The sequence below is a fragment of the Noviherbaspirillum galbum genome, assembly GCF_010974945.1.
GTDB lineage: Bacteria > Pseudomonadota > Gammaproteobacteria > Burkholderiales > Burkholderiaceae_D > Noviherbaspirillum > Noviherbaspirillum galbum.
The window spans coordinates 100,696-127,438 of the sequence record NZ_JAAIVB010000003.1 but is presented as its reverse complement, the minus strand read 5'-3'; the positions used below and the strand labels follow the sequence as shown (position 1 = coordinate 127,438).

General features: G+C 64.4%; 22 protein-coding genes. 11 read left to right on the top strand and 11 right to left on the bottom strand.

The window, feature by feature from the left end; genetic code table 11:
* Position 1: 1 nt before the first annotated feature.
* Positions 2-1,234 (top strand): cyanophycinase, encoded by a 1,233-nt coding sequence (locus tag G3574_RS00535; RefSeq protein WP_163959803.1) that lies wholly within the window; start codon positions 2-4, stop codon positions 1,232-1,234.
* A 52-nt stretch (positions 1,235-1,286) separates the two neighbouring features.
* Here the strand turns inward: G3574_RS00535 and G3574_RS00530 are convergent, their stop codons facing one another.
* Positions 1,287-3,179, bottom strand: coding sequence for a hybrid sensor histidine kinase/response regulator (locus G3574_RS00530; protein ID WP_163959801.1), 1,893 nt, complete (start codon positions 3,177-3,179; stop codon positions 1,287-1,289).
* A gap of 326 nt (positions 3,180-3,505) precedes the next feature.
* Here G3574_RS00530 and G3574_RS00525 point away from each other — a divergent pair, with 326 nt between their 5' ends.
* The 5 genes from G3574_RS00525 (at position 3,506) to G3574_RS00505 (ending at position 7,303) form a co-directional block, all read left to right on the top strand.
* Positions 3,506-4,096 (top strand): TetR/AcrR family transcriptional regulator, encoded by a 591-nt coding sequence (locus tag G3574_RS00525; RefSeq protein WP_163959799.1) that lies wholly within the window; start codon positions 3,506-3,508, stop codon positions 4,094-4,096.
* An 11-nt stretch (positions 4,097-4,107) separates the two neighbouring features.
* On the top strand, positions 4,108-4,878 hold the full coding sequence (locus G3574_RS00520; RefSeq protein ID WP_205609602.1) for an oxygen-binding di-iron domain-containing protein: 771 nt from the start codon (positions 4,108-4,110) through the stop codon (positions 4,876-4,878).
* A 63-nt stretch (positions 4,879-4,941) separates the two neighbouring features.
* Complete coding sequence (locus G3574_RS00515; protein WP_163959798.1) at positions 4,942-5,724, top strand: 5'-3' exonuclease; 783 nt, start codon at positions 4,942-4,944, stop codon at positions 5,722-5,724.
* A 205-nt stretch (positions 5,725-5,929) separates the two neighbouring features.
* A complete protein-coding gene (locus G3574_RS28025; protein ID WP_205609601.1) occupies positions 5,930-6,682 on the top strand; it encodes a hypothetical protein in 753 nt (250 codons plus the stop codon).
* A 72-nt stretch (positions 6,683-6,754) separates the two neighbouring features.
* Complete coding sequence (locus G3574_RS00505) at positions 6,755-7,303, top strand: hypothetical protein (protein WP_163959796.1); 549 nt, start codon at positions 6,755-6,757, stop codon at positions 7,301-7,303.
* A gap of 60 nt (positions 7,304-7,363) precedes the next feature.
* Here the strand turns inward: G3574_RS00505 and G3574_RS00500 are convergent, their stop codons facing one another.
* The 4 genes from G3574_RS00500 to G3574_RS00485 all read right to left on the bottom strand — a co-directional run bounded on the left by G3574_RS00500 (position 7,364) and on the right by G3574_RS00485 (position 13,437).
* The gene (locus G3574_RS00500; protein WP_163959794.1) at positions 7,364-9,829 is read right to left on the bottom strand and encodes a response regulator; all 2,466 of its coding nucleotides are present in this window, start codon (positions 9,827-9,829) and stop codon (positions 7,364-7,366) included.
* Positions 9,826-10,419: a YfiR family protein gene (locus G3574_RS00495; protein WP_163959792.1), complete on the bottom strand. Its 594-nt coding sequence runs from the start codon at positions 10,417-10,419 to the stop codon at positions 9,826-9,828. The genes G3574_RS00500 and G3574_RS00495 overlap by 4 nt, the downstream gene beginning before the upstream one ends.
* 36 nt (positions 10,420-10,455) lie before the next feature.
* Positions 10,456-12,426, bottom strand: coding sequence for a TonB-dependent receptor plug domain-containing protein (locus G3574_RS00490; protein ID WP_163959790.1), 1,971 nt, complete (start codon positions 12,424-12,426; stop codon positions 10,456-10,458).
* Positions 12,427-13,014: 588 nt separating this feature from the next.
* On the bottom strand, positions 13,015-13,437 hold the full coding sequence (locus G3574_RS00485) for a nuclear transport factor 2 family protein (protein WP_163959788.1): 423 nt from the start codon (positions 13,435-13,437) through the stop codon (positions 13,015-13,017).
* A 90-nt stretch (positions 13,438-13,527) separates the two neighbouring features.
* Here G3574_RS00485 and G3574_RS00480 point away from each other — a divergent pair, with 90 nt between their 5' ends.
* The 3 genes from G3574_RS00480 (at position 13,528) to G3574_RS00470 (ending at position 17,099) form a co-directional block, all read left to right on the top strand.
* Entirely contained in the window at positions 13,528-14,196 is a 669-nt protein-coding gene (locus tag G3574_RS00480) for a response regulator (protein ID WP_163959786.1), read from the top strand.
* Positions 14,193-15,518, top strand: a complete 1,326-nt coding sequence (locus G3574_RS00475) for an ATP-binding protein (RefSeq protein WP_163959784.1) — start codon at positions 14,193-14,195, stop codon at positions 15,516-15,518. Before G3574_RS00480 ends, G3574_RS00475 begins: the two co-directional genes overlap by 4 nt.
* A 111-nt stretch (positions 15,519-15,629) precedes the next feature.
* The gene (locus G3574_RS00470; RefSeq protein WP_235952843.1) at positions 15,630-17,099 is read left to right on the top strand and encodes a Do family serine endopeptidase; all 1,470 of its coding nucleotides are present in this window, start codon (positions 15,630-15,632) and stop codon (positions 17,097-17,099) included.
* Positions 17,100-17,115: 16 nt separating this feature from the next.
* Here the strand turns inward: G3574_RS00470 and G3574_RS00465 are convergent, their stop codons facing one another.
* From G3574_RS00465 to G3574_RS00445, 5 genes are all read right to left on the bottom strand, one after another.
* The gene (locus G3574_RS00465; protein ID WP_235952842.1) at positions 17,116-18,096 is read right to left on the bottom strand and encodes a lysylphosphatidylglycerol synthase domain-containing protein; all 981 of its coding nucleotides are present in this window, start codon (positions 18,094-18,096) and stop codon (positions 17,116-17,118) included.
* Positions 18,093-19,310, bottom strand: a complete 1,218-nt coding sequence (gene clsB / locus G3574_RS00460; RefSeq protein ID WP_163959782.1) for a cardiolipin synthase ClsB — start codon at positions 19,308-19,310, stop codon at positions 18,093-18,095. Before clsB ends, G3574_RS00465 begins: the two co-directional genes overlap by 4 nt.
* 146 nt (positions 19,311-19,456) lie before the next feature.
* The gene (locus G3574_RS00455) at positions 19,457-20,617 is read right to left on the bottom strand and encodes a GGDEF domain-containing protein (protein WP_163959780.1); all 1,161 of its coding nucleotides are present in this window, start codon (positions 20,615-20,617) and stop codon (positions 19,457-19,459) included.
* Positions 20,618-20,773: 156 nt separating this feature from the next.
* Positions 20,774-22,591, bottom strand: a complete 1,818-nt coding sequence (locus tag G3574_RS00450; protein ID WP_163959778.1) for a polysaccharide deacetylase family protein — start codon at positions 22,589-22,591, stop codon at positions 20,774-20,776.
* A gap of 19 nt (positions 22,592-22,610) precedes the next feature.
* Complete coding sequence (locus tag G3574_RS00445) at positions 22,611-22,970, bottom strand: hypothetical protein (RefSeq protein WP_163959777.1); 360 nt, start codon at positions 22,968-22,970, stop codon at positions 22,611-22,613.
* A gap of 279 nt (positions 22,971-23,249) precedes the next feature.
* Here G3574_RS00445 and G3574_RS00440 point away from each other — a divergent pair, with 279 nt between their 5' ends.
* Positions 23,250-23,846 (top strand): TetR/AcrR family transcriptional regulator, encoded by a 597-nt coding sequence (locus tag G3574_RS00440; protein WP_163959775.1) that lies wholly within the window; start codon positions 23,250-23,252, stop codon positions 23,844-23,846.
* Between the two features lie 149 nt (positions 23,847-23,995).
* Positions 23,996-25,408, top strand: coding sequence for an MFS transporter (locus tag G3574_RS00435; protein WP_163959773.1), 1,413 nt, complete (start codon positions 23,996-23,998; stop codon positions 25,406-25,408).
* Positions 25,409-25,492: 84 nt separating this feature from the next.
* On the opposite strand, the gene G3574_RS00430 is transcribed toward G3574_RS00435, so the two are convergent.
* The gene (locus tag G3574_RS00430; protein ID WP_163959770.1) at positions 25,493-26,572 is read right to left on the bottom strand and encodes an ABC transporter substrate-binding protein; all 1,080 of its coding nucleotides are present in this window, start codon (positions 26,570-26,572) and stop codon (positions 25,493-25,495) included.
* Between the last annotated feature and the right edge of the window lie 171 nt (positions 26,573-26,743).

Genomic DNA, 26,743 nt, shown 5'->3' with positions numbered 1-26,743 from the left:
GATGACATTGTTGTGCTTTAGCCTGGCCATTTCCCTGTTGACGGCGTCCCTGACGGAGGCGTCGGCGGCATCGGCCCCCGTGCCGGAAAAGACGCCACCGAAGGGCTCGCTGGTGATCGCGGGCGGCAACCTGCACTTCGATAATCTTCCGGTCTGGGAGCGCATCGTGCAACTGGCCGGCGGGAAGGGCGCGAAGATCGCGGTGTTCGCCTCCGCATCGGTCAATCCCAAGCGATCCGGCACGGCATTGGTCAACATGCTCAACAAGGCGGGCGCCCAGGCGTTCTTCGTTCCCGTCGCGGTCAAGCTGGAGGAAAGCGATTACCAGCGGGCGGCGATGGACCCTGAACTCGTGGCGGAAGTCCGGTCTGCGACCGGCGTCTATTTCTCGGGCGGAGACCAGGGGCGGATCACGCAAGCCTTGCGCACGCCGGAAGGAAAGAACACGCCGATGCTGGATGCCGTCTGGGACGTGTACCGCAAGGGAGGAGTGATCGCCGGGTCGAGCGCGGGCGCGGCCATCATGAGCGAAACCATGTTCTTCAATGCGCGGCCCATTCTTTCCATGCTCAAGAATGGCGTCCGCGACGGCAAGGACATCGCGCCGGGCCTGGGCTTCATCGGTCCTGACGTGTTCGTCGACCAGCACCTGCTGGTGCGCGGCCGCTTCGCGCGCATGATGCCGGCCATGATGGCGCGCAATTACAAGCTGGGCCTGGGCGTAGACGAAAACACGGCGATGGTCGTGACCGGCAGCCAGGTGGAAGTGATCGGCTATAAGGGCGTGCTGCTGGTGGACCTGTCGCAAGCGAGCACCGAGCCGGGGTTGGGCCGCTTCAACATCAAGAATGCGAAGCTGAGCTATCTCGACCGCGGCGACAAGTTCGATTTCGCCACGAAGGAATTCACGCCGTCCAAGGAAAAGCTCTCCGGCAAGCTGGATCCCGCCAAGCCGTATTTTCGTGCCCAGCGCTTTGTCCCGGACATCCTCAGCAATACCGCGGTCGTCGAACTCATGCAGGACCTGATCGACAACCGGCACAATGAAATGGTCGGCCTGGCGTTCGGCAATCCGAATGGCGATACGCCGGACGTGGGCTTCGAGTTCCGCTTCCGCAAAGGGGCGGACAGCATGGGTTACTACACCGGTGCCTATGGCGGAGAAGATTACTCGGTATTGAACATCTATCTCGACGTGCGCCCCGTGGCCATGCAACTGCCGCTGTACAAATGAGATCGACCTTCGCGCCTGTTGGCGTGAAGCGTCGCCGGCGCGAAGGCATCGCTCAGTCCCGCAGTTTCTTCAGGACCTCCGAGACGCGGTAAGGCTTGGCGATGAAATCGATGGAAGCGATGGCATCGCGTTCCGTCTCCATGGCCGGTTCGGCATAGCCGGACGCGAGGACCACCTTCAGGTTCGGGTACAGCTTGCGTGCTTCCCGCGCGAGTTCGATGCCGTTCATCCCGGGCATCATGATGTCGCTGAACAGCACGTCGACGTCGTCCACCCTTTGCAGGATGGCGAGGGCATCCTTGCCGCTGTTCGCGGACAGCACCTCGTAGCCCAGGGTGCGGAACATCTCCACCGCGACGTTGAGCACGTCGGGCTGATCGTCGACCACCAAGGCCTTCTCGAGGCTCACATCTTGCGGCAAGGGCAGGGCGCCGATGTCATCCAGTGCCGGCAGGTAGATGGCGATGCGGGATCCCTGGCCGACGCGGGAATCGATCACGAGTTCGCCGCCGGACTGCTGCGCAAAGCCGAAAGCCTGGCTGAGGCCGAGGCCGGTGCCCTTGCCCACTTCCTTCGTGGTAAAGAACGGCTCCATGGCACGCCTGGCAACCTCGGGCGACATGCCGGTGCCGGTGTCTTCCACCGTCACGCAGACGTACCTGCCTGACCTCAGGGTGCCAACGATTCCTTCCTCCACCCATGCGAGCGAGGTCGACAGGGTGATCACGCCACCGTCCGGCGTGGCGTCGCCCGCGTTCACGATCAGGTTCAGCAGCGCGGCCTCGAACTGCGTGACGTCGACCATGGTGCAGGAGAGTTCGGAGGCGAGGCGGATGCGGAAATCGACGGTGCTCTTGCCGGCGCGGCGAAGGACCGCCTCGAACGAACTGATCACCCGGTTGAGATTGTGCTTCTCGAGCTTGAGCGGCTGCTTGCGGGCGAATGCCAGGAGTTGCTGGTTGAGCGCGGTGCCGCGTTCGGCGGCGCGCTGCATGCTCTCGAGCACGCGTTTGCCGCCGGGGCTGCCGATCTCCTGAGTCAGGATCTCGAGCCCGCTGACGATGACGTTGAGGAGGTTGTTGAAATCATGTGCCACGCCGCCGGTCAGCTTCCCGATCGCTTCCATCTTTTGCGCATGGAAGAGCGCTTCCCGGGCGCGTTCCAGCGCCTCGGCGGCATTCCGCCTTTCCGTGATGTCGCGGGTGATCTTGGCAAAGCCGAGGAGTTCGCCGCGCTTGTCGCGGATGGGATCGATGACGACATGCGCCCAGAAGCGCGATCCGTCCTTGCGGACGCGCCAGCCTTCGTTTTCGAAGCGGCCCGCGACGCGCGCGGTTTCCAGGGCGCGTTCCGGCAACTTGTTCTGCCGGTCTTCGTCGGTGTAGAAGCGGGAGAAATGCTGGCCGACGATTTCGCTTTCGGTGTAGCCCTTGATGTGTTCGGCGCCGGCATTCCAGTTGGTGATCCGGCCTTCGGGGGAAAGCATGTAGATGGCATAGTCGGTCACGCCCTGCACCAGCATCCGGAAACGTTCCTCGCTCGCATGCAAGGCGGTCGCCGCCTCCATGCGCTCGGTGATGTCGCGGGTGATCTTGGCGAAGCCGACCAGGTTGCCTTCCTGGTCGCGGATGGGGTCGATGACGACGTGCGCCCAGAAGCGCGAGCCATCCTTGCGGACGCGCCAGCCTTCATCTTCGAACTTGCCGTTTTCCAGCGCGATGCGCAGGGCTTCCTGCGGGCGCCCGCGCGCGCGGTCTTCCGGGGTGTAGAAGCGCGAGAAGTGCTGGCCGATGATTTCTTCCGGCGCATAGCCCTTGAAACGCCTTGCGCCGGCGTTCCATGTGCTGATGATGCCCTCGGGGGAGAGCATGTAGATGGCGTAGTCGGTTACGCCTGTCACGAAAAGGCGAAGCCTTTCCGCGTCGTTGATCTGGGTGTTGGGCATGCAAATCTTGAAGGAAAAACTACGCCGCGATCTCCGCGGCCGCCATGCCAAATTTTACCCTTGGCGCGGCATGGAGTCCCCAGTATGGCGGAAATGGTGCGACTCGACTGCTAATTCCATTTTGGAAAGGAATCAAGCATCGTATGCTCAAGCAAATTGGAACTATCGGCAAGGACAGGGCGAGTCGATAAACGGCAGGCCGGCATGCGGGCAGGCATCATGGTCTTCCGCGTGTACGAACAGCCAGGAAAAGCCCTTTTCAAAAGCCTTTGCTAATTAATTAAATTGATACTATATTCAATATAAATTAATTACACTTAAATCCCATGGCGCCTCGATCTTATAACAATGCACGCCGCAAGGAGTCTGAAGCGCAGACCCTTGATCGCATCGTCGATGCCACCATTTCACTTCACGCGCGGCAGGGCGCGGTCGCCACCAGCCATGCCCAGATCGCGGACCTTGCCGGCGTTTCGGTCGCCACGGTCTACAAGCATTTTCCGACGAAAGAGGCGTTGCTGCCCCACTGCATCGGCAAAGTGACCGGGCAGGCGCCCGCGATCGACGCAGACGCGATTCTTGCCGAACCTGACCTCGAGTCGCGCCTGCGTCTCCTGGTAGAGAAGGTCTTTGCCCGCTATCGCTATTTCCATCCCTGGATCAGGTGGACGCCCGTCGACGCGCCGACGCTTCCCGCGGTGGCCGAAGCAGGAAACGCGGGCGCCCGGGAAGTGGAAGCGCTGGCGAGAAGCATCATTGCGGGCGTGGGCCGCGACCTGCCGGAAGAGCGCGCCGCCCTGGTAGCCATGATTATTTCCTATCCGTCCTGGCAAACCCTCGAACAATCGCTTTCCTCGCCCGAACGGGCGAACGACGCCGCCTTGCTGGCATTGCGGCTTTTTCTCTCGCATCCCTGAAAGGAAACACCATGTCCGCGCCCACTCCAGTCACCGATTCAACCGATGCCGTATCAGGCACGGCCGCCACGGTCACCACGATCGACGAAATCGCTTCCGGCATTTATCGCATCTCCACGCCAGTGCCGCCCGAGGTGATGCCCGGGGGATTTTCCTTCAACCAGTATCTCGTCGTGGACGAGCAGCCGTTGCTCTACCATACCGGTCCGCGGAAGCTTTTCGGCGCAGTGGCGGACGCCATCAATCGCGTCATTCCCGTGAGCGAACTGGCCTACATCGGGTTCTCGCACGTGGAGGCGGACGAATGCGGGTCGCTCAATGACTTCCTGCAGGCCGCGCCCCGCGCCGTCCCGCTTTGCGGTGAAATCGCGGCCATGGTATCGGTGAACGACATCGCGCTGCGTCCCGCCAGGAGCATGGCCGACGGCGAAGTGCTCGGCCTCGGTTCGCATCGCGTGCGCTGGATCGCCACGCCGCACCTTCCGCATGGCTGGGAATGCGGCATGCTGTTCGAGGAAAGCACGGCCACGCTGCTGTGCGGCGATCTGTTCACCCAGCCGGGACACATCCACCCGCCCGTGACCGACAAGGACATCCTGGAGCCGAGCGAAGCATTCCGCCTGCAAATGGATTACTTTGCCCACAGTCCCGAGACGCGCAAGCATCTGTCGCGCCTTTCCTCGCTTCGTCCCACGACCCTGGCGTGCATGCATGGCAGCGCATGGCGCGGCGATGGCGGTGCCTTGCTCATGACCCTGGCCGATCGACTGGGGGCGCGCTGAGCGCCATGGTCCCGCCGCGGCCGCCGGATTCGCCAAGCCGCGGCGGTCTGCGATAATGGCGGCATGAAAACCTTGCTTGCCATCGACGCCTTGCAGATCCTGAGGCGCGCCTACGAAACGCTGCCCGAGGGCGAACCCGCGCAGCGCGCCGCCGACGGCATGCGATCCGCCCTGGCAACGGTGCGCGGCCTGGTGGAATTGCATGCGCCCAGCCATCTGCTGGTCACGGTGGACGCGGGCGGCCAGTCCTGGCGCCACCTGCGGCATCCGCCTTACCGCAGCAGCCGCAAGCCGATGCCCGAGGCGCTGGCCGAGGGGCTTCCGGACTACCTGGCGGAGCTTGCCGCGTTCGGCGTCGAGGCTTTCCACAAGCCGGGACATGAATCGGTCGACGTCATTGCAACCGCCTGCCTGCGCTGGCTTGAAGAGGGCAGGGGAGTCGCCATCGCCTGTTCCGCCTCCCGTGAGTTGCTGGCATTGCTGCCGCGCGGCTTGCAGGTATGGGACGCGGCGCGTCGTGAATGGCATGACGCCGGCTGGGTGGAAAGGAAATATGGTGTGCCGCCTGCCTTGCTGACGGATTACTTTGCCTGCTGCGGCGACCCGGACGACGACATCCCCGGCATCGACCGGGTCGGCGGCAAGACCGCGGCGAAACTGCTCAATGCCCACGGCAGCTTGGAAGCGGTGTTCGCCGGCCCCGGCACCTTGCTCGATGCAACCGGACGACACTTGCGGGCGGGGCACGCCGACGCGCTTCTCTCCCGCGAACTGGTCACGCCGAAAACCGACCTTCGGCTCGGCTTGACCTGGCGCTCCCTGCAATTGCCTGCAAGCAGTTCTTGACGGCATTTTTCGTCCATCACGTTTTTCTCCGATTTCTTTCCCGCCGTCCAGATCAGCCGCTTCCCATGCTGACAATTTGTTACGAGACGCACTGAACCGCGCCCGTTGCCTGAAGGTCATTAAGGGAGCGGCATGAACATCGCGCCCCAAGCCATTCCTGGCAGGGTGCTGCGTTCATGCGCTTTTTTGTCTTTAGGAGAATCGAATGCTGAACAAAAAATCAGGTCTCTCAATTCTTGCCGCAGCGCTCTTGACCATGGGCACCGGTCTGGTCCAGGCGCAATCTTCCACGACGCTGGGTACCGGCGGCAGCAGCGCCGGCAGCGGTTCCTCGAGCTCCACGCTCGGAACGGGAGCAAGCACGAGCGGAACTGACAAGTCCGGGTCCGGCAGCGCAAGCACGCTGGGAACCGGCGGCAGCAGCGCAGGCAACGGCACGTCGAGCTCGTCGCTTGGGACCGGTGGAAGCAGTGCCGGCAGTGGCGGAGGAAGCTCGGGCGGTTCCAGCACGCTAGGCACCGGCGCTAGCTCCGCCGGCAGCGGCGGCAGCAGCTCCACGCTGGGCACGGGTGGCAGCTCGGCTGGCGGTTCCGCCGGCGGTGCAGGCAGTGCGTCGACCACGGGAACCGGCGGCAGCTCGGCCGGTGACGGCACGAGCGGGTCTTCGATCGGCACCGGCGGCAGTGCGGCAGGCAGCGGCTCTGGCGCAGCCAATACCGGCCCGGCGTCAGGCACATCGGGCACCTCAGGCACATCGGGTACGTCGGGAACCTCCGGCGCGTCGGCATCGGGCATGACGGGCTACGGATCGGGTTCGTCGGCAACGACCGGCGCCGCGGCCGGCTCGCCTGATTCCGCCACCATGAACGATGGGCATGGTTCATCGAAGAAGGGCAAGCATGGCGCCGGCAAGAGCGGCGATTGCCCGCCGGGCCTGGAGAAGCAGGGCCGCTGCTAAGCCCCAGCCAATGACGGAAGCGCGAAGTCATCCGGCGTGCCGGAGGACTTCGCCCGATGAGGAGGAATCACCATGCAACGCACCTTGATTTATTCGCTGCTCGCCGGTGCGCTGATGCTCACCGTCTCGCTGGAAGCCTTCGGGCAGGCGACAAGTTCGGGCACCAGCACGACCGAAAGCAGCGGCTTCGCCGCGGGCCGACACGCGGACGGCGGAACCGGCGTCAGGAAGGCGCAAAGCTCCACCACCACGTCGACGCAAGGTGGTGCCGGCACGGCGAGCGGAGATGGCAGCCAGCCAGGCGGCAATTCAAGCAGCACATCAGGCAGCGGCGGCAGCGCCACGGCGGGAAGCGGCGTGAGCGCATCGTCGACCGGCACCGGCGGGTCGTCCGCAGGAACGGAAGGCAGCCAGGGCAGCACCTCCAGCAGTGCGAGCGGTCCGGGAGCGAGCGCTTCTGCCAGCGGTCCGAGCGGCAACAGCGCCTCCGGTCCTTCCGGCAGCACCGCATCGCCGGCCCCCGGCGCGTCAGGTTATGCCCGGGATCATGACGGCACGCGTGGTCACCGCGGCGCGGCTCCCGGCCAGATGAAAAAGCAGGGGCAGGACAAGTCCGAATAAGGCGAATTCCACTTGGCTATCCGAGGACGACTGGCGAGACGCCACGTCGTCCTTTTTCATTCATGCGCCCGCTTCTTCGAGGGCGCTCTGCAGCGTCTTGAGGCTGTAGGGCTTGGGCAGGTAGACAGCCGGATAGTCGACCTGGCCCACCGCCTGCGAGCCGAAACCCGAGGAAAAAATCACCCGTAGCATCGGATGCCCCTGCAGCAGCTGGCGCGCGAGCTCGATGCCGCTGAATCCCGGAAGGCGGATGTCGCTGATCAGCAGGTCGAAGCTGTCGCTCTGGAACGCGTCGATCGCTTTCTGCGGATGCGTCACGCCGGTCGGCGCGTGGCCCAGGATCTTGAGCAATTCGCAGAGCAGGACGTTCGCGTCCTCGTTGTCTTCCACCACGAGAATGCGCCGGCTGGGGGGGCGGGACGCGGCATCGGGCCCGGCGCCGAGGGGTCGAGGGGTGTCATCCGGCGCCGCTGCGGCCGGGCCACCAAGCATTTCGGACGGTTCGGATAGTTCAGGCGGTTGGGAAGATGCGTTCGCCTCGTCGCCTCGCACGCCGCCCAGCAACTGGCGAATCTTGCGCGCGAGGTCTTCGCGGCGGTAGGGCTTGCTGATGAGTTCCACGCCGGGATCGAGGCGGCCGCCGTGAACGATGGCGTTCTGGGTGTACCCCGACGTGAACAGCACCTCGATGCGCGGATAGAGCCGCTTCGCCTGGCGCGCCAGGTCCGGGCTGCGGATGGGGCCGGGCATCACCACGTCGGTGAAGAGCAGGTCGACGGAGACGCCGCTCTGCAGGATGGTCAGGGCGCTCAGGCCGTCATTCGCCTTGAGCACCCGGTAGCCGAGGCCGGTGAGCAGGTCGATCACGGTCGCCTGCACGATGAGGTCGTCTTCCACCACCAGGATGGTTTCGTCGCCGCCGATCGCCGGGCTGGTCCGGATGTCCTGCACTTCCACTTCGACCAGCCGGGTGCGGGGAAGGTAGATCTTGATCGTGGTGCCGTGCCCCGGTTCGCTGTAGAGCCGGATGTGGCCATTGCTTTGCTTGATGAAGCCATAGGCCATGCTCAGGCCCAAGCCGGTGCCCTGGCCTTCGCGCTTGGTGGTAAAGAACGGCTCGAAGGCACGCGACATCACTTCCGGCGTCATGCCGCTGCCATTGTCGGAAATCGCCAGCATGACGTATTCCCCCGGGCTGACTTCCGGCGTTTCGCGAACGTAATCCGCGTCGAGCATGGTGTTGCCCAGCTCGATGGTCAGCTTGCCTGCGCCATCCATGGCATCGCGTGCATTGATCGCCAGGTTGAGCACGACGTTTTCGATCTGGTTGGGATCGACCAGGGTATTCCACAGCTCGGGCGCGATGATCGTGCGAATGTCGATCGATTCGCCGAGCGCGCGGCGCAGCAGTTCGTCCATGTTGCGCACGATCCGGCCGAGGTTCGTGGCGACCGGCTGGAGCGGCTGGCGGCGGGCGAAGGAAAGCAGCTGGGACGCCAGCTTGGCGCCGCGCTCCGCGGCAAAGCCGCAGTACTCGATCCGCTTCAGCGCTTCCGGATTTCCGGCCACGTTCAGCTGGAGCAATTGCAGGTTGCCGGAAATGACCTGCAGCACGTTGTTGAAGTCATGGGCCACGCCGCCCGTCAATTGCCCGATCGCCTCCAGCTTCTGCGATTGCCGCAGCTGCTCGTTGGCGCGGTCGAGCTCAGCGGTGCGCCGCGCGATCCTGTCTTCCAGCGTGCTGTTCAGGTGCTTGAGCGCGTCCTGCGCCTCGATGCGCTCCTGCATCTCGAACTGCAGGGCCTTGTTCGACTTTTCCAGCGCTTCGGTGCGCTGGCTCACCTCGGCAACCATCGTATTGAAGGCATTGACCAGCACGCCGGTTTCATCGTTGGATGTCTTGTCCACGCGCATCGAGAAGTCGCGCCGCCGGATCATCTGGTTCACCGCCTCGGTCAGGGCGCGGATCGGGCCGGTGATCGCCGATTGCACCCAGCTCGACACCAGCAGCGCCACCATCAGGCTGACGCACATGATGACGAAGAGGATGAAGGAATAACTCTTCACTCTTTCCGCGAGCGGGTAGCGTGCCTGCAGGAAGACGGTGCCGAAGAATTCGCCATCTTTCTCGATGCGCCGCATCAGGCGGATCTGGTCGCCGCCGATCGACACGCTGTCCCTCGATGCGGCGGGCGGAAAACGCATCTGCTCGTCCGCTTCGGCAAGGTAGGTGGCGAACAGCTTGCCGTTGGCGGCATAGATGGCCGCCGCGGTGATCGCCGGCTTGGACTTGAGCTGTTCCAGGTTTTCGTGCGCCACCTTCGCATCGTCGAATTCGAGCGTCGGCACGCTGATGCCGGCGACGAGGTTCGCCTGCGCCTTGAGGTCGTTGACCCAGGTGTCCTCGAACGTGTGGATGTCGTAGGCCAGCATGCCGAGGCCGGCGAACAGCAGCGCGGAAAAGGTCGTCAGCAGCACCGCGAGCATGAACTTCTGCGCAATCGGTCGCTGGATCTGGCTGGTCATGGCGCTGATCCCTTGATGACGGAGTAGGCGACGCCCAGCATCCTGGAATTGAATTTCAATCCCGCGCGTTCGGCGGGCGCAAGCGCGATCTCGAAACGCAGTCTATCGTCCACCAGTCGAAAATTGATCATGCTTCCCTGGCCTAATGCCCCTTCGCTTTCCGTCACGATCAGTATCGGCTGTTGCTGCGCCTGGCGCAACAAGGCTTGCGGCCGTGCTCCGGCGCCCAGGAACAGGACATGCATGCCGGCAATCGTGTCGTCTTCACGCAGCTTCCGCACGAGAACAGGGTGACCGTTGACCATGCGGCCGGATGAGATCGCGGCAAGCTCGTCGGCGACCTCGTCCGAGCCGGCAACGCCGACGACGTATGGCTCGTCGCTACGCGGCACCGCCGCCGGCGGCCATTCGACATAGCTGATGAAGCGGTAAAGGTAAGCGGCCTTGACCTTTTCCTCGCTCGTGTTGCCGCCAAGGGCCTGCGCGGCCACGCCGAGCGAGATGCACCAGCCGAGCGCCAGCAACAGCAGGCGCAAGGCAAGCCCGGCCCGCGTGGGGCGCCGGATGCGGTGTCCGCTGGGAATGGTCATGGCGGGTCGGTTGCGCAGAGTCTCGTCGGGACCGCGCTACATGCGCCAGACCGCTTTGACCATCACCGCGCGATCGTACTCGCTTCGGGCAGGCGCAGCGCCCCATTCCGGATGGGCTGGGTCGAGCAGGTTCTGGCCTGTGATGGAAATCTCGAGATTGCGCCTGACCTTCCAGCCGTAACGCAGGTCGAGCGCGGTGTAGGAGGGGACCGCGGGCTGGACCAGGCTGTTCACGTGGCGCAGGCTCAGGTCGAGTTCCTGCCCTGGCGCGACGTCGAACAGCGAGCGCAGCTGCCATTGGTTGCTGGGATCGCTCGTCACCAGGCCTGTCGTTGCCGACGAGTCGCGGCTTCCGGGGTCGAGCGAGCTGCTGATGCGTTGCGCGGTGAATCCCGCCGACAGGCGCCACCGTTCGCTGGCCTGCCAGTTGCCCCAGAGCTCGAGGCCGACATTGCGCGCGTTGGCCATGTTGCGGAAAACCAGTCCCGGTCCGGCGGCATTGGGTTCGAGCGTGCGCAGCCGGTCGTAGCGGGCGTAATACGCGGTTGCGGAATAGGAAAGCGCGCGGGTCGGCGTGCCGCGGTAACCGAGTTCAAGGACGTTGGCGTATTCCGAGCCGAAATCGGGGCCGCCGGCAAGTCCGTACTGCGGTACGCCGCCGACCACGCGCGGCGTGGTCGGGCTGTACAAGTCGCGGTCGATGCGCGACGGCGAGCGCACGGCGCGCGCGAGCGAGGCCCACACGAGCTGGTCCTTGGCGGGATTCCACGCCAGGCGCAGGTTCGGAAGGAACTCGTTGCCGGTGTAGGGATTGTGTTCCATCTTGGCGCCCACCGTCAGGCGGAGGCTGTCCGCCAACGAGATTTCATCCTGCGCGAACACGTTCCCCCAGTGCATGTCGAACGAGTCGGGGAGAAAGGCGAACGCGGTGTCGTTCTGCACCTGGTCGGCGCCGACGCGGTAGCCCGCGCCCCAGACGACGTGATGCCGGCCTAGGCGCATCGCGTGCTGGCCCTGCAGGTCGATGGTATTGAGGCGTTCGACGAAGGCGCCGGGCTGGTCGCGCCGCGTCTGGTCCACGTAGCCCTGGAGGGTCAGCACCGAACCGTCGTCCAGGGTCAGGTTCGAGCGCGCGGTCAGGTTGGCGCCGGAAATCTCGATGTTGCGCGTACCGGCCTGGTGGAGCGATCCCGAATAGACATCGCCCTGCACGGTAACGTTGCGGCCAGCCGTGCCCCAGTCGCTGCGGAACCCGGCCTGGCGGCGGTTCCATCCTGTCGGCGACAGGCTGCCGTTGGCGCGCTCCGGGTCGTCGGCTTCGATGTACTTGGCATACACGCGGTAGTTGATTCCGCCATCGGTGACGCCGCCTTGCCTTACGGTGCCCTGGCGTTCGTCCTTGCCGAAGCTGACGGATGCAAGCTGTCCGCGCGTGTCCGCGGCCGACTTGGTGATGATGTTGATCACGCCATTGACGGCATTGCTGCCCCACAAGGTGGCGCCAGGGCCGCTGATCACCTCGATGCGGGCGATGTCTTCCAGCACCACGTCCTGGGCATCCCAGTAAACCCCCGAGAATAAAGGGGAATAAACGGTACGTCCGTCGATCAGCACCAGCAGCTTGTTTTCGAACGGGCTGTTGAAGCCGCGGGCGGTAACGGCATAGTTGCGGGCATCGACCCGCGCGACCTGCAGGTTAGGCGCCAGGCGGAGGGCTTCCGGAAGGGTGCTTGCGCTGGAGCGACGGATGTCCTCTCCGGAAATCACATAGATCGAGGCGGGCGCGCCGGAGAGAGGTTCCGCGCGCTTCGATACCGAGGTTACCCGTATGTCGCCGAGTTCGTCGAGATCGAGATCTGCCAGTTCCGAAGTGCTTGCAGCCTGGACCATCCCGCTTGAGCTTGCCACCACCATGCCGAACAGAAAGGCTTGCAGGAGGATTGGGGCGGAGCGTTTCTCCCGGCGGCGGGCCGAAGGTGAAGTCGGGTATGCATTGCGGCTTTGCATGAGTACCTCAACGGAATGAACAACGTAAATGGCATCGGGACGGCCGAAAGCGATATGGGCAAGACGTCGGATGGAATGCTTGGACAACAGGCTGCGCCAAATATCGGCAGGATGACGAGCCTCGAATTGCAACGCGGAATTATCGCTTGTTTTAGCGACAATAGCATGAGACCGCGCAAAACATCGCGCGGCCATTGCGCCTATGTCAATGCTGGGGAAACGTCTTGCGATATGGCAACGCAAGCCGGCCGTTCAGGCGGGAGGTCGCGCAACGGCGGAAGCAATGATGAGATGGATGGCAGCTGGAGAAGGGCGGCCAGGAGAAGGGCTCCCGCGGCGCGGCCGAAAGCTTGGCCGCAAACGCAGGGGGATTCGCTCAGGAAAAGAATTGATGCGCAACTGCCAGGATGCCGCCCAGGTTGATGGCAAGGCCGAGGGCCAGCTGTGCGGAGGAAATGCCCGGCTTGTTGGAAGACTGCTTGTTCATGATTGCATCCCTTGTCTGTTTCACGTCATGCCAACAAGGATAGCAATCCGCCCGCCACCTGAGAATTTGAATCGTTCAATGCCCGTTTTAGTGCCGGACTATCATGGCGCGGGCGCGGAAGGCTGGGGCTGGGCTGACGCCTGGTACTTGTCCCCAGCCGTCGCCCGGATGGGGTGCGTGTCATAGATCAGGTCGAGGTACTCGATCTCGCATGTTCCCGGGCGAAAACGGAACAGGTCCATGACCTTGAAGGAAATCAGGGTGCCATCCCGCACGGTCCAGTCGTACTGGAAATAGGCGACCGCGTGATTCTTGTCCTGCGCGCTCAGGAAAATGTCGATGGGGATGATGACATTGGTGGCGGAGGCCTGGCCGAGCCGTTCGAAGAAGGGCACCGCCGGCATTTCGCCGAGGAAGGGCGAACGTACCCTGCCATCCGTGGCGAACAGGCCGGTGATCGTGGCGTAGTCGCTGCGGCCGAGGGCCGCCATGTAGGTGCGGAGGATATCGGTATAGGTCTGCATGTCGGTGCCTGGTCCTCGTGCTTGGTGGAGTCCTGTCGATTATGTCAATATTCGCGTGTTCCGGCATGACATTCCACTTATCCGCGGCATATGCGCATCCTCCTGGTTGAAGACGATTCCATGATTGGCGAAGGCGTTCGTACCTTCCTGCGGCAGGAGGGCTACGTCGTGGACTGGGTGCGCAACGGCGAGCTCGCCGACACCGTGCTGTCGACGGAACACGTCGACCTGGTGCTTCTCGACCTGGGGCTGCCCGGCCGGGATGGCATGGACGTGCTGCGCAGGATGCGGGCCCGCAAGGATGGCACGCCGGTCATCGTCGTCACCGCGCGCGACGAGGTCGCGGACCGCATCCGCGGACTCGACGCCGGCGCCGATGATTACCTGGTCAAGCCTTTCGATCTCGACGAGCTGTCGGCCCGCGCGCGCTCGGCATTGCGCCGCGCCGCCGGGCAGGCCGACACCATCATCGAGGCGCATGGCGTGCGGGTCAATCTCGCCACCAGGGAAGTGGCGCTGGATGGGCAGCCCGTGAACCTGTCCGCGCGCGAGTACGCGCTGGTGGAGGCGCTCATGCTGCGTCCCGGCCAGGTATTGTCGCGCGCGCAGCTGGAAGACCGACTTTACGGCTGGGGCGGCGAAGTCGAAAGCAATACGGTGGAAGTGTACGTGCACGCGGTCCGGCGCAAGCTCGGGTCCGGTTTCATCCGCAACGTGCGCGGCGTCGGCTACTACGTTCCGCGGCCGGGCCAGCAATGAAATCCATTCGCGCGACCCTTTCCGCCAGCCTGCTGGCGGCGGCCTTGCTGACGGCCCTGGTCCTCGGCGCCGTCACCTACCGCTTCACCCTGCGAGAGAACGAAGCCCTGTTCGATGACCAGCTGCGCCAGATCGCGCTGTCCCTGCGTGACCATGGATTCACCTTGCCGTCGCCGGCTGCGGGCGCCAATGAAGACGAAAGTTCCCAGGTCGTGGTCCAGATCTGGACCTTGAGCGGAGCCATCGTCTACCTTTCCGACGCCCGCAATCCTGTGCCCAACCGGGCCGTGGCCGGCTTTGCGGACATGGTCACCGACCAGGGCAAGTGGCGGGTATTCGGGCTGCCGGCGGGCGACCGCATCATCCAGGTGGCCCAGCCGCTCGACCTGCGGCGCGACCTGGCCGCCGCGGCCGCATTGCGCAGCCTCCTGCCGCTGCTGGCATTCGCCTTCCTGATGGCCCTGCTGATATGGTGGCTGGTAGCCCGCTCCCTGCTGCCGCTGCGGCGGCTTGCGGAAGAAGTATCGCGGCGCGATGCGAAGTCGCTCGACAAGGTCACCGCGCAACATCTTCCGGCAGAGATCGAGCCGCTGGCGGGCGCCTTGAACGCCATGCTCGAACGCCTCAGGCGCGCGTTCGCGAGGCAGCGCGCCTTCGTTGCCGACGCGGCCCACGAATTGCGCTCGCCGCTGGCCGCGCTGAAGATCCAGCTCCAATTGCTGGAGCGCGCGCGTGACGATGCCGCCAGGGCGGAAGCGCGGGCAAGGCTGGCCGAAGGCATGGACCGGGCCGCGCATCTTGTCGACCAGTTGCTGGCTGCCGCGCGCACCGATCCCGACGATGCCGCGAGCGCGTTCGAGGAAACTGACCTTGCGGAAGCCGTGCGCGAGGTCATTGCTGCATTGCATGTCGTTGCCGAGCAGAAGGGCATCGAAATCGCGCTTGAAGCGCCCGAGCGTCTGCAACTGGCCGGCGACCCGCAAGCCCTGACCATGCTCGCGCGCAACCTCATCGACAATGCCATCCGGTACACGCCTGCGGGCGGACAGGTAATGGTGCGCCTCTCGTCCGCCCAAGGGCATGTCGAACTCGTCGTCGAGGATAGCGGCCCGGGCATTCCCGAGGCGGACCGGCCGCGCGCATTCGACCGCTTCTACCGTGGCACCGGTGAAACCCAGGGCGGCAGCGGTCTCGGCCTCGCCATCGTGAAGAACGTGGTCGACATGCACCGCGCCGCCATCAAGCTTGGCGTTTCCACGATGGGCGGACTCAAGGTCGAGGTGACCTTCCCGCAAGACGCGGCGCCGGGTTTCTCAGCCTGAACCTAACCCAAGTTTGGCCCGGCGTTCTTCCTTAAGCCTCGTTTAATTCTCGCTCCCTATCTTTCAGCCTGTACCGATGGAACGGTGTCATGAATGATGAAAGGGACAAAAATGAAACGGAAATATCTGACCGCTGCACTCGTTGCTTCCGGCGTGATCGCCGCCGGCACCGCCGGCGCGGTGAACTGGAATCCGGGAAGCTGGTTCAAGACCCAGGCTGTCGCATCGCAGGCGGCGGGCGGGACGAATGCTGAAATGACGACGGCTGCTGCGGGTACGGCCCCGGCGGTGGCGCCGGTCGCGGCGCCGAATTATCGCGCCATCGTCCAGCGCTTCGGGCCGGCGGTGGTCGGCATCAATACCTCGGGCACCTCCCGGACCGCGGCCCGGAACCTGCCCCCGGAGCTTGGCGACAACCCCTTCTTCCGGCGCTTCGGCGCGCCCGACGCGGACGTCCCGGTGCGCGGACAAGGGTCTGGATTCATCGTCAGCAGCGACGGCTTGATCCTGACGAATGCCCACGTGGTGGCCGACGTCGATGAAGTGACCGTCAAGCTGAGCGACCGCCGCGAGTTCAAGGCCAAGGTGCTGGGCAGCGACAAGGAAACCGACGTCGCCGTGCTGAGGATCGATGCGAAGAACCTTCCCGTCGTGACGCTCGGCGATCCGGGCAAGCTCGCCGTCGGCGACTATGTGCTGGCGATCGGGTCGCCGTTCGGCTTCGAACAAAGCGCTACCGCGGGCATCGTCAGCGCGAAGGCGCGCAGCCTGCCGGGTGATGGCCACGTGCCCTTTATCCAGACCGACGTCGCGGTCAATCCCGGAAATTCCGGCGGCCCCTTGTTCGACGGCACCGGCAACGTCATCGGCATCAACTCGCAGATCTACAGCCAGACCGGCGGCTACGAAGGCGTTTCGTTCGCCATACCGATCGACGTTGCCCTGCACGTGAAGGACCAGATCGTTGCGACGGGCAAGGTATCGCATCCCCGCCTGGGAGTGACCGTGCAGGAAGTCAACCAGGGATTGGCGGATTCCTTCAAGCTCGGGCAGCCGGCCGGCGCGCTGGTCTCGTCGGTGCAGCCGGGCAGCGCCGCCGCCAAGGCAGGCGTGGAACCGGGCGACGTCATCCTGCAGTTCAACGGCCGGCCGATCGACCGTTCCGGCGACCTGCCCGCCATGCTGTCGTTCGCCAAGCCCGGCGACAAGGCAAACCTGCAGGTGTGGCGCGGCGGCAAGAAGATCGACCTCGCCGCTACCCTGACGGCCGCGAAAGAGGTTGTCGCCAGCAACGACGCCGGCAATGGCGCTTCGCAGGGCAAGCTGGGCGTCGCCGTGCGTCCCCTGACGCCCGAGGAAGCCCGCGCCGGCCACCTCCGGGGCGGCGTGGTGGTCGAACAGATCGCTGGCGCGGCGGAGCGTGCCGGCATCGAGCAGGGAGACATCATCCTGTCGGTCAATGGCGTGCAGGTGGACAGCGTCGACAAGCTGCGCAGCATGATCGACAAGGCAGGGAAGCAGGTCGCCCTGCTCATCCAGCGCGGCGAGGACAAGATCTTCGTCCCGGTGCGCGTCGGCTGATCGAGGGTCGCCCGGGCTAACCGGCCGAACGGGCGGCCATCTTGTCACCGGATACTGATTCGAACGCCAGGTACATGATTGCAGCCAGGATCAGCGGCGCCAGGTAATAGATTGCGCGGTAAGCCAGCAGCGCGGCCAGGATGGCCGTGTCCGGCAGCCGTCCCGCAAGCAAGGCGAGGAATACCGCTTCCAGCACGCCGAGGCCGGCCGGCACATGGGTCACCACGCCGGCGAATGCCGCGGCCAGCAGCACGCCGAGCACCAGCATGAAGGGCGTCTGCGCTCCTAGCAGGAAATGGAGTATCCCGGCAATCATCAGCCAGTTGGCGGACGACATCAGCAATTGCAGCAGGGCCAGCCGCGCGGACGGCAGCCGGATGGCATGTCCGCGCACGGTCCAGACGCGCCGCCGCGACAGGGCGCATAGCGCAAGGTAGGACAGGGCAAGCGTGCTCAGAAAGCCGCCTGCGGCGCGCAATCCGGCCGTGCCGACGGGCCAATCCTCCGGCACGGGCAGCGGCGTCGCGGCGAATGCCGCTCCAGCCAGCAGCAGATAGCCAAGCCAGTTGGTCAGCATGCTCGTTGCCAGCACCTGGGTGACGGCATCGACGCCCAGGCCGAAGCGCGAGTAGAGCCGGTAACGAAAGGCCACGCCGCCGACCAGCGCGCCGAGGTTGAGGTTGAATGCATAGCAGATGAAGTTGATCGCCATGACCAGCCTCGTTTTCAGATGATGCCCGGTGAGATGCCGGCCCAACAGGTCGAAGCAGCTGTAGAGGGCGTGGCTTGCCACGGCCAGAAGGCAGGCGAACAGCATGGTAGCAATCGAATGCGAACGCATGGCGGAAAACACGCCATGCCAATCCACGGTGCGGAGATGCATCAGCAAGAGGACGGCCACCGTGGCAAAGAAGGCGAACGTCACCAGCCGCCTGATGCGCGGCCACCAGGTACGGATGGCAGGCACGATGGAAGAAGGGGGCTCGCCCGGCATCATGCCGGCTCGTCCACCTGGCTCGCCGCGTCGACCGCCGCCGGCAACGATCTCAGCTTGGGCGCGTGGGCGGGCAGGGCGCCCGCCCAGGAAGGGTAATGCTTCAGGAAGTGGAACAGGAAAAAGCTGCGGACCTTGCGCCAGGTGCGCGATTCCTTCAGGTCGCTGGCAGAGACCGCCTTGCAGCTTTCCGTCATGTGCTCCAGCCGCTGGTATAGATCCTGGTTGAATTGCCGGTCCCGGATCACGAGGTTGGCTTCGAGGTTGAGCGCAAGGCTGAACGGGTCGAGGTTGCTTGATCCGATGAATGCCCATTCGTCGTCGATGAGCGCGACCTTGCCGTGCAGCGGCCGCTTGCAGTATTCATGGATGGTCACGCCGCCATGCAGCAGATAGTGGTACAGCATGGATGCCGCCGTCTGCACGATGGGCATGTCCGGATTCCCCTGCAGGATCAGCGTCACCTGCACGCCGCGCCGGGCCGCGCGGCGCAGTTCGCGCAGGAAGGCGTAGCCGGGAAAGAAGTAGGCATTGGCGATCACCACGCGCTTTTTGGCGAGGCGGATCGCCAGGCGGTAATACCGCTCGATGTCGGTCTTGCAGTTGCCATTGTCGCGCCAGACGAAGATCGCCTCGCCGTCGCCCGCCTCGGGACGGGACGGCAAGCCGCGCGGCTTCATGCGGCGCAGGAGGCGGTGCCATGCGGACTCTCGTTGCTGGATGGCGGCGCGCATGAAGCCATGGATATGCGCGGTGATGGGTCCTTCCGCTGCCACAGCGAAATCCTGCTTGGCCTCGGGGCCATAGTCCGCCAGGTGATCCGCCGAATAGTTGATGCCGCCGACGAAAGCGATCCGGCCATCCACGACGGCCAGCTTGCGATGCAGGCGGCGGAAATAATTGACGCTCTTGAACAGGCGCGGCGCGGGGTCGAATACATGCACACGCACTCCCGCCCCGGTGAGCGATGCGATGAAGCCATCCGGCAGTTCGTGGGAGCCGAAGCCGTCGATCGTCACTTCGATGCGCACGCCGCGGCTGGCCGCCGCCAGCAGCGATGCACGAAGCGCCCGGCCTACCTTGTCGTCATACAGGATGAACGTTTCGATCAGCACCTCTTGCCGCGCGGCGTCGATGGCGGCGAACAGGCGCGGATAATATTCCTCGCCGTTTTCCAGCAAGGTGAACTTGTTCCCTCCTATCCAGGATGGCGTCACGGCAAACTCCCCTCAAGTAAAAGTGATCGGACCGAATGTTCCGGTCTTTTCTCAGGGGAGTGTTGCAGCCTCGGAAAAGTTCGTGCGAGCAAGCACGAGGCTTGCGAGGAACCAAACGGCTGCGGGAAGGATTGAGCGAAGCGTGGTCAGGCGTCGCGGTATTCCGTGCGATTCCGGCCGTTGGCCTTCGCCTGGTAGAGCGCATTGTCGGCGGCGGTGAGCATGTCCTCGATGCTCTCCTTTTCATTCGCTTCGGCGACGCCGATCGATACGCTCAGCGGGTCATTCAGGCCCAGCGAGCGGTAGTCGACGTTCTCCACGCTGGCATGGATGCGCCGGGCAAGGTCGCCGACGGCGCTGGCGCGCAGGCCTGGCATCAGCAGCAAGAATTCTTCCCCGCCCCAGCGGCTGAAGGTGTCGGTCGCCCGCAGCACGGTCTTGATGGCATCCACGCAGGCAACCAGGGCCTTGTCGCCGACGAAGTGGCCGGCGGTGTCGTTGATGCGCTTGAAGTGGTCGATGTCGATGATCAGCACCGAGAAGGGCGTTCCCTGCTGCTCCAGCCTCGCCTTCGCCTGCCGCAGCTGGTCGAGGGCAAAACGCCGGTTGTAGAGGCCGGTCAGGTCATCGCAGGTTGCCTGGCGCTGGATCACGGTGAGCGCATCGGCGTTCTGCGCAAGCGCCTGCGCGAGGCGTTCATTGGCTTCCTTTTGCGAGCGGCGCAGGTTCCCGATGTAGCCGCCTATCCACGCGAACCAGGGGTAGATGAAGATCAGCATCAGCCACTGCAGCATCTCCACCGGAAGATTGAATCCCGGCTTGTGGCTGATGTACTCGATGGCAATGATGATGCCGTAGGTCGTGATGACCACCGCGCCGAGCTTGAGGAACTGGGCGCGCCGCAACTTGAAGATGCCGAACACCAGGACCAGCACGTAGCCGAGCAGGAAGGCGCCGCGCGCTTCGTTGGTGTGGTACACCAGGAAAGTGTTGGCCAGGCTGGCGATCAGCATCTGCGGCAAGGTCAGGCTCGGGTCGCGGGTCTTGAGGTTCCAGTCGAGCCGGATGGCGGCGTAGATGCCGAGGTTGAGGATCAGGGCGCCAACGAGCACCGGGATATAGGAAGCGGAAGGAAACAGGCCGTTCCAGCGGCAATAGCTGACGATGAACATGCCGAAGAAGTACGTGGTCGACGCTAGGAACAGGCGTTCGATGCGCAGCGCCTGCTTCGGGTCCGTGCCGAAGATGATCGCCTTGAGGGCAGACCCGGGCGAACGCTTCTCGATGACTGCCGGGGATGTGGTCATTAGGCGAGGGCCCAGACGTCCTGCATGGCGGGAATGTTCATCGGATGCATGTGTGTTGTTTCTTTGCAGTAACAATATCGGGTTCGCCAGTGCGGCGCATCCCATGAACATGGTAAAACCGTATTTGCGATTCGCGGCGTGGCTGCAATCCCGGCCTCAATACCGGACAAGGTAGCGATACGTGCCGGGCGATGCGGCGGCGACCACGATCGCCGAACGAAACCCGTCGATGGGAACGATGCGCGCAATGGGCGCGTTTCGCGTCAATGCCGTGACTTGCGCCGGCGGCTTGTCGACGACCGCGTTCGTCGTCATGAAGCTCAGCCCGTTCACGTTCCCCGATGGCTTGACCACGACGTCGATGATGTTGTTGCCGCTCGCCGCGTCGCGCGACACCGTGGCCTGGACGCGGGCACGGCTGCGCCACCATGCGGCGATGGCATCGCCGCGCGCGAACCAGACCTTGTCCTTCAGCTTGGCGACGCGATCGAACACCGCGGGCATGCCGACCATCATGGAGCCGTCCGGACCGTAATTCTGAGAGTGCACCGAGAGCAGGCCGAGCGCGCCGGCCTCGATCGCATAGTCGAAGTCATGCAGCAGGTGCATGGTCACCTTCTCCTGCGAGAATTCCATCTTGCGAAAGCTGATGTCGTCGTAATTGGTCCTGGGAAGCACGACCAGCGCATCTTCCGGCCCGAGCGCCGGCTCCGCCTTCGAGAAGAAGGGAAGGCGGTCCTCGGTGGCGTTCGGGTCGGCGGCATGGTGGCGCATGCCATAACGGCGCAGGAGGACCTCGGTTGCGCGGTCATACGATTCGGTCGGCGCCCTGAAGCCGGTCAGCTCCGAGAGGTCCGGCCCCAGGACGGAGGCCATCTGTTCGAGCATCAGTTGCAGCCGTTGCTCCTGATGGGCCGGCGGCTGGTCTCCAAAGCCGGTGTGGGTCTCGGCATGGTAGGCGATCTCATGGCCCTGGCGGCGCAGCCTCCGGACGAGGTCCGGGTTCTTGATGGCCTCACTCGTGAGGCAGTAGAACGTGCCGCGGATGCCGGAAGCCTCGAGCGCCTGCGCGAAATGCACGGCGTTCTCGAACCTGTCCTCGGTATCCATCTCGAGGAGCTGCGCAGCCGTCTTGCCGTCCGGCCAGGCAGCCATCCAGGTCCGGGGTTCGCGCATCAGCCATGACATCACCGCATCCAGCATCTGGTTGATGTCGTCGCGCTTGTGGTAATCCCATGCGGATTCGGAGAAGCCGAAATAGACGCGCCGCGCGCCTTCCATCTCCGCATAGCCGATCGCTCCCTGCTCACCTTCGAAATCGGGCGCCCGGTCCCAGTTCATGTAGCGCGCCGCGACGCGGCGCGAATCGATGCGCAAGAGGTTTTCCGCGACCTTGCCGAGAAACATCCTGCGGCCCGCCGGGATGGGCCAGGTCAGCGGGCCATCGCCGAAGGGCATCATGAACCACTGTTCGGAGTCGCGTTCGATCTCGCCGACGATCTTGAGGTCGAATTGCTTTTCGACGAAGCCATAGCCGCGCCACTTGCCGTTGCCGTCGCGCGCTCCGGTGCCCCAGCTTGCGAGCACCGACCCGCCGCGCTGCATGAAAGACTGGATCGCCGCGCGCTCGTCATCGCCCAGCAGCAGCGTTGACGGGAGGATGAGCACGCCCGGCTTCGGCCCGGCCAGCAAGTCCTTGTAACCGATTTCGGATGCCTTGCTTGCGCGCCGTTTCAGGTAGGTGCGCCATTGGACGAGCAGGGCTCCGTAGTCCGAATCGTTGGCCTTGAAGAACGCCGCGGTGCGTGCGCTGCGGTAAAGATAGATTTGCTGGAGCGGCGCGCTTTCTTCCGCCATCGCGGGCGAGCCGGAAATGATCAGCGCCAGGCAGGCCAGGGTGGCGAACATGGAGCGGCGGCAGGCCGCGAGCACGGTTCGCCCGGTGCGCCCTGCCATTGCCATCGAGGTGATCATGACTGTCCCGGGGCGTATGTCATTGTGCGACCTGAACAGGCTTGTAGGCTGCCTTGGGGAGGAGGGAAATGCTGGGCGCCACTGGTCCGGGAAGCGCATCCTGGCGGGCGCCGGGCACTGGCGCCTGGGCCGCATCGTCGGTCACGTTGTCGACCAGGACGACCCGCGCGTCCGCACGCAGCGCGCCGACCGGCGCAATCCGCGGCGGCAGGTCGGAAGGCGGCCGCGAGCGCGATGCCGCGGTCCTGCCTTGCGGCTGGCTGGAAGCTGAAGGCCGGGCATCCGCCCATGGATTCGCGGGTTGCGCATGCCCGAAAGCGGGCGCCGCCAGCAGCAGGGCGAGAGGGACGACATGGTGCCGAAGCGGATGAATCTGCACGTCAAGCCTTCGAAGTCGGAACGTTACTTCGCCAGAGTGCCATGCCTCGCTCGAGGCATGGGCCAATCAAACCGTCACGAAGTTTACACGGTTTAACTTGCTTGCTGAACAGCAATCAGGCTGGACGCGGCATTTTGCGGCTTTTTTGCCGTCAATTCCTGGCTTGCGGGATGATGGTTCGAAATGCGAGGCGCAATGTCAGCCACGGCGGAATCTTTTCTTGACCATGGGCGCCCGGGAGCATAATATGATGTTCATCATATTCACAGTTGACCGACCATGACTGGCGCCATCAGCAAACAGAAGCCCGGCCGCAAGGAAATTTCGCACGAGCGCATCCTCGATGCCGCCGCGTACGCCTTGCGCCGCGGCGGCGATGCCGGCGTCAGCGTGGCGGATATCATGAAGGAAGCCGGGCTGACCCACGGCGGCTTCTACGCGCATTTCTCTTCCCGGGAAGCGATGGTCGCGGAGGCGATCAGCCATGCCGGCGAGCAGAGCGCCTCCAGCCTCGACAGAAGCATGGCGCGGCTGCAGGCGAAGGGCGCATCCCCTTTCCGCTCGCTGGTGGACAGCTATCTTTCGACCAAGCACATGGAAATGCCGGAGAACGGGTGCGTGGTGGCGGCCCTGGGGTCTGAAATGGTTCGCCAGCCGGATCCAGTACGCAACGCATTGCGCGAACGGGTCAGGCGGCTGGTCGCCCTGGTGGAATCGGTCTTGCCCTCGGGCGTTCCGCCGGCGGAGGCCGCCCTCGTCACCAGCACGATGGTCGGCGCCTTGCAGCTGGCGCGCGCGATGGGCGGCGAGCGCGGACATACATTCCTCGACACCAGCCGACAGGCCTTGCTGGAAAGGTACGACTCGCCGTCCTGACGGCATGCAGCACGCAAGTGGGCCGCGTTCCTGGCGCGGCCTGTTTTTTTGATGTTGAATATGATGTTCATCATATTCGCGGCGCCGATCGAGATCCTTGCAAGGCGGGCCGCGATTTCCCGATGACTTCCCTTGCCGGAGGAAAACAGATGTCTCATCCCGTTGCCGTTCCTATCCCTGTCCGCGAGCCGGTTGGCGCGCGGTCTCCATGGCCCAGCTTCTGGATCGCCAGCCTGGCGGTGCTGCTGGTGTCCATCGATGCCACCGTACTGTATGCGGCATTCGGCGCATTGCGCAGGGCCTTTGCCGGCGAGTCCGCAGCCAGCCTGTCCTGGGTGCTCAATGCCTACACCGTCACCTATGCCGCGATGCTCGTGCCCGCCGGCGGACTCGCGGACGCTCATGGCCGTAAACGTACCTTCCTCGTCGGTGCCAGCCTGTTCATCATCGCTTCCTTCGCCTGCGGCGCCGCGCCTTCCATTGAGCTGCTCATTGCCGCCCGGGTCGTCCAGGCCATCGGCGCGGCCTTGCTGACGCCAGCCTCGCTTTCCCTAATCCTCGAGGCATTTCCCAAGGAAAAGCGGGCGGTGGCTGTCAGCCTGTGGGGCGCGGTGGGCGGACTGGCGGCGGCGATCGGTCCCAGCCTTGGGGCATGGATCGTGGATACGCTGGGCTGGCCCTGGGCGTTCTACATCAATCTCCCGCTCGGCGCGGTCTCGGTATTCAAGGGCATTTCGGTATTGCGGGAATCCCGTGGGCAGGGACGGTCCCCTCACGTCGACGTCGTCGGCATGCTGCTGCTGATCGTCAGCGTCGGCGGCCTGGCACTGGCCATCACCCAGTGGGAATCGCGCCAATGGAACAGCGGCGAGCTGCGTCTCGTGCTGCTGGGTGCGGGACTGAGCCTTGCGGCATTCATCATGTGGTCGGGCTGGACCCGTCATCCGCTGTTCAGGCTGGAACTGTTCCGCAGCCCGACCTACAGCCTCGTCAATGTCGCCACCCTATCCTTTGCGATCGCATTCGCGATGATGTTCTTCGCCTTCTTTTCGTACATGACGTCGATCTGGAAGTTCAGCCTGCCGCTTGCCGGGATCGCCATCACGCCGGGACCCCTGATGGTCGTTCCCGTCGCGATTGCGAGCGGCAAGGTTGCGGCGCGCATCGGCCATCGACCCGGACTCGTGCTCGGCTCGCTGGTATATGCCTGCAGCGGCCTGTGGCTGGCCATGGTGCCAGGTACGGAGCCGGCATACTGGACGCAATGGTTCCCCGGCCTGATGCTGAGCGGAGCCGGGGTCGGCATGGTGCTTCCTTCCCTGTCCGGCGCCGCGGTGGCGCGCCTGCCCCAGGACCAGTATGCAGTGGGCGCCGCGATCAACCAGGCGATACGGCAGATCGGATCCGTGCTCGGCGTCGCCGTGACCATCCTGCTCATCGGGCATGATCACCTGTCGCGCATCGACTTCAAGCCCCTGTACCTGATGCACGTCGGGCTGGCTTTGCTGACGGGCGGCTTGTGCCTGGGAGTGAATACGCGTCCGCGGGCCGCGCAGGGTTAATGTCGAGCCTCCTCAGCTTGAAGCGGAGGAGCCGTCGCCTCGCGCGCTGCATCGTGCGCGGGGCAACAAGGCGGCCCGGGATTGTTATTTCCCCATCGAGAGTTGCCAGAAGCGGCCGCGCTGCAACCTGGTGGCCGTCTCGGTCTCGGGTATGTCGATATGCAGCGCCTGCGCCCGCTCGGGATCGAACAATATGGTGGGCTGTGCCTGGCGCAGGACGGGAAGCACGTCCGGCTTCATGTGCTTCGCGAGAATCTTGACCGCCTGCCGGCCGCTCAGCATGCCGACCTCCTTGAAATCCGCGCCGACGTACATCACCGCGCCGGGCACCCGGACCAATGCCAGCGACACCACGGGAATGCCGTTCTCGGCGGTGTAGTCGCTCATGTCGAGGGCAGGTTCGAAATTGCGGAGGCCGTAGTAAGTGTCGAGCGGCACCGCGAACAGTTGTATGCCGCTTCCCTCCTTGTACAAGTCTTTCAGAGCCGGCACGATGTTGTCGCTCTTTTCCACCTCGCGCGAGTCGATGGCAAGCTCCAGCCTGGCGGCGCGTGCCTTCGCCGCCGCCACGTGGGCGACGCCGTTCTCGTCGTCGGTGTGCACCATGCCGATCCTGCTCACATGGGGAAAGACACGCCGTATGGCATTCAGGGAGTCGGCGATGTCCATGTAAAGCGTCGCGCCGGTCACGTTCGTTCCGCAATCCTTCAAGGTCGGGCATCCGGCGTCGAGCGGATTTGCCACCGCGGTGAAGGTGACCGGAACGCGCGCTTCTTCCAGGATGCCGCGCGCATGTTTCGTCGCCGGCGTGCCTATCGTTAGGGCGAGATCGGGCTTGGCGGCGGCGATGCGCTGGGCTTCTTCGCGAATGCGCAGCATCACGCCCAGCCTGCTCCAGAACCCCGCCTTCTCCACGTCGAAGTCGATCTTCGCGCGATTCACGACCAGGTTCCGGCCCTGCACGAAGCCTTGGGCTTCAAGCGCGCCAAGAAAGCCATCCAGCGATTCCTGGTAAGGCTCGATGTCGGTGACCTGCAATACTTCGATGCGATACACCTTGCCGACATCCATGGAATCCGGATTCAATTCTTCCATGGACCGGGCGGACAGTGCCGGCAGCAGGAAGGCGAGGAGGAGGGAGGAAATGAGGCGATGGCGTTTCATGATTGGCTCGTGGTTGTCTGTCGCCTGGCGCAGCGTTCGGAATCGCAGTGCATGCATCTGCACCGCAGGCCTCACGCGCGCCTGGCATCGGGACTCCATTTAACCAAAGCATGCGCCGCATGGGGACCGCGAGCCGCTGTCTTTCCGGGCCAAACATATTGCCGGACAGGC

Excerpts from the sequence above, each read along its gene's own strand:
- G3574_RS00480 (WP_163959786.1), top strand. The coding sequence starts at position 13,528 with ATGCGCATCCTCCTGGTTGAAGACGATTCCATGATTGGCGAAGGCGTT.
- G3574_RS00485 (WP_163959788.1), bottom strand. The coding sequence starts at position 13,437 with ATGCAGACCTATACCGATATCCTCCGCACCTACATGGCGGCCCTCGGC.
- G3574_RS00530 (WP_163959801.1), bottom strand. The coding sequence starts at position 3,179 with ATGCCCAACACCCAGATCAACGACGCGGAAAGGCTTCGCCTTTTCGTG.
- G3574_RS00505 (WP_163959796.1), top strand. The coding sequence starts at position 6,755 with ATGCAACGCACCTTGATTTATTCGCTGCTCGCCGGTGCGCTGATGCTC.
- G3574_RS00535 (WP_163959803.1), top strand. The coding sequence starts at position 2 with ATGACATTGTTGTGCTTTAGCCTGGCCATTTCCCTGTTGACGGCGTCC.
- G3574_RS00435 (WP_163959773.1), top strand. The coding sequence starts at position 23,996 with ATGTCTCATCCCGTTGCCGTTCCTATCCCTGTCCGCGAGCCGGTTGGC.
- G3574_RS00500 (WP_163959794.1), bottom strand. The coding sequence starts at position 9,829 with ATGACCAGCCAGATCCAGCGACCGATTGCGCAGAAGTTCATGCTCGCG.
- G3574_RS00520 (WP_205609602.1), top strand. The coding sequence starts at position 4,108 with ATGTCCGCGCCCACTCCAGTCACCGATTCAACCGATGCCGTATCAGGC.
- G3574_RS00495 (WP_163959792.1), bottom strand. The coding sequence starts at position 10,419 with ATGACCATTCCCAGCGGACACCGCATCCGGCGCCCCACGCGGGCCGGG.
- G3574_RS00490 (WP_163959790.1), bottom strand. The coding sequence starts at position 12,426 with ATGCAAAGCCGCAATGCATACCCGACTTCACCTTCGGCCCGCCGCCGG.
- G3574_RS00450 (WP_163959778.1), bottom strand. The coding sequence starts at position 22,591 with ATGATCACCTCGATGGCAATGGCAGGGCGCACCGGGCGAACCGTGCTC.
- G3574_RS00430 (WP_163959770.1), bottom strand. The coding sequence starts at position 26,572 with ATGAAACGCCATCGCCTCATTTCCTCCCTCCTCCTCGCCTTCCTGCTG.
- G3574_RS00455 (WP_163959780.1), bottom strand. The coding sequence starts at position 20,617 with ATGACCACATCCCCGGCAGTCATCGAGAAGCGTTCGCCCGGGTCTGCC.
- G3574_RS28025 (WP_205609601.1), top strand. The coding sequence starts at position 5,930 with ATGCTGAACAAAAAATCAGGTCTCTCAATTCTTGCCGCAGCGCTCTTG.
- G3574_RS00470 (WP_235952843.1), top strand. The coding sequence starts at position 15,630 with ATGAAACGGAAATATCTGACCGCTGCACTCGTTGCTTCCGGCGTGATC.
- G3574_RS00465 (WP_235952842.1), bottom strand. The coding sequence starts at position 18,096 with ATGATGCCGGGCGAGCCCCCTTCTTCCATCGTGCCTGCCATCCGTACC.
- G3574_RS00475 (WP_163959784.1), top strand. The coding sequence starts at position 14,193 with ATGAAATCCATTCGCGCGACCCTTTCCGCCAGCCTGCTGGCGGCGGCC.
- G3574_RS00440 (WP_163959775.1), top strand. The coding sequence starts at position 23,250 with ATGACTGGCGCCATCAGCAAACAGAAGCCCGGCCGCAAGGAAATTTCG.
- G3574_RS00525 (WP_163959799.1), top strand. The coding sequence starts at position 3,506 with ATGGCGCCTCGATCTTATAACAATGCACGCCGCAAGGAGTCTGAAGCG.
- G3574_RS00515 (WP_163959798.1), top strand. The coding sequence starts at position 4,942 with ATGAAAACCTTGCTTGCCATCGACGCCTTGCAGATCCTGAGGCGCGCC.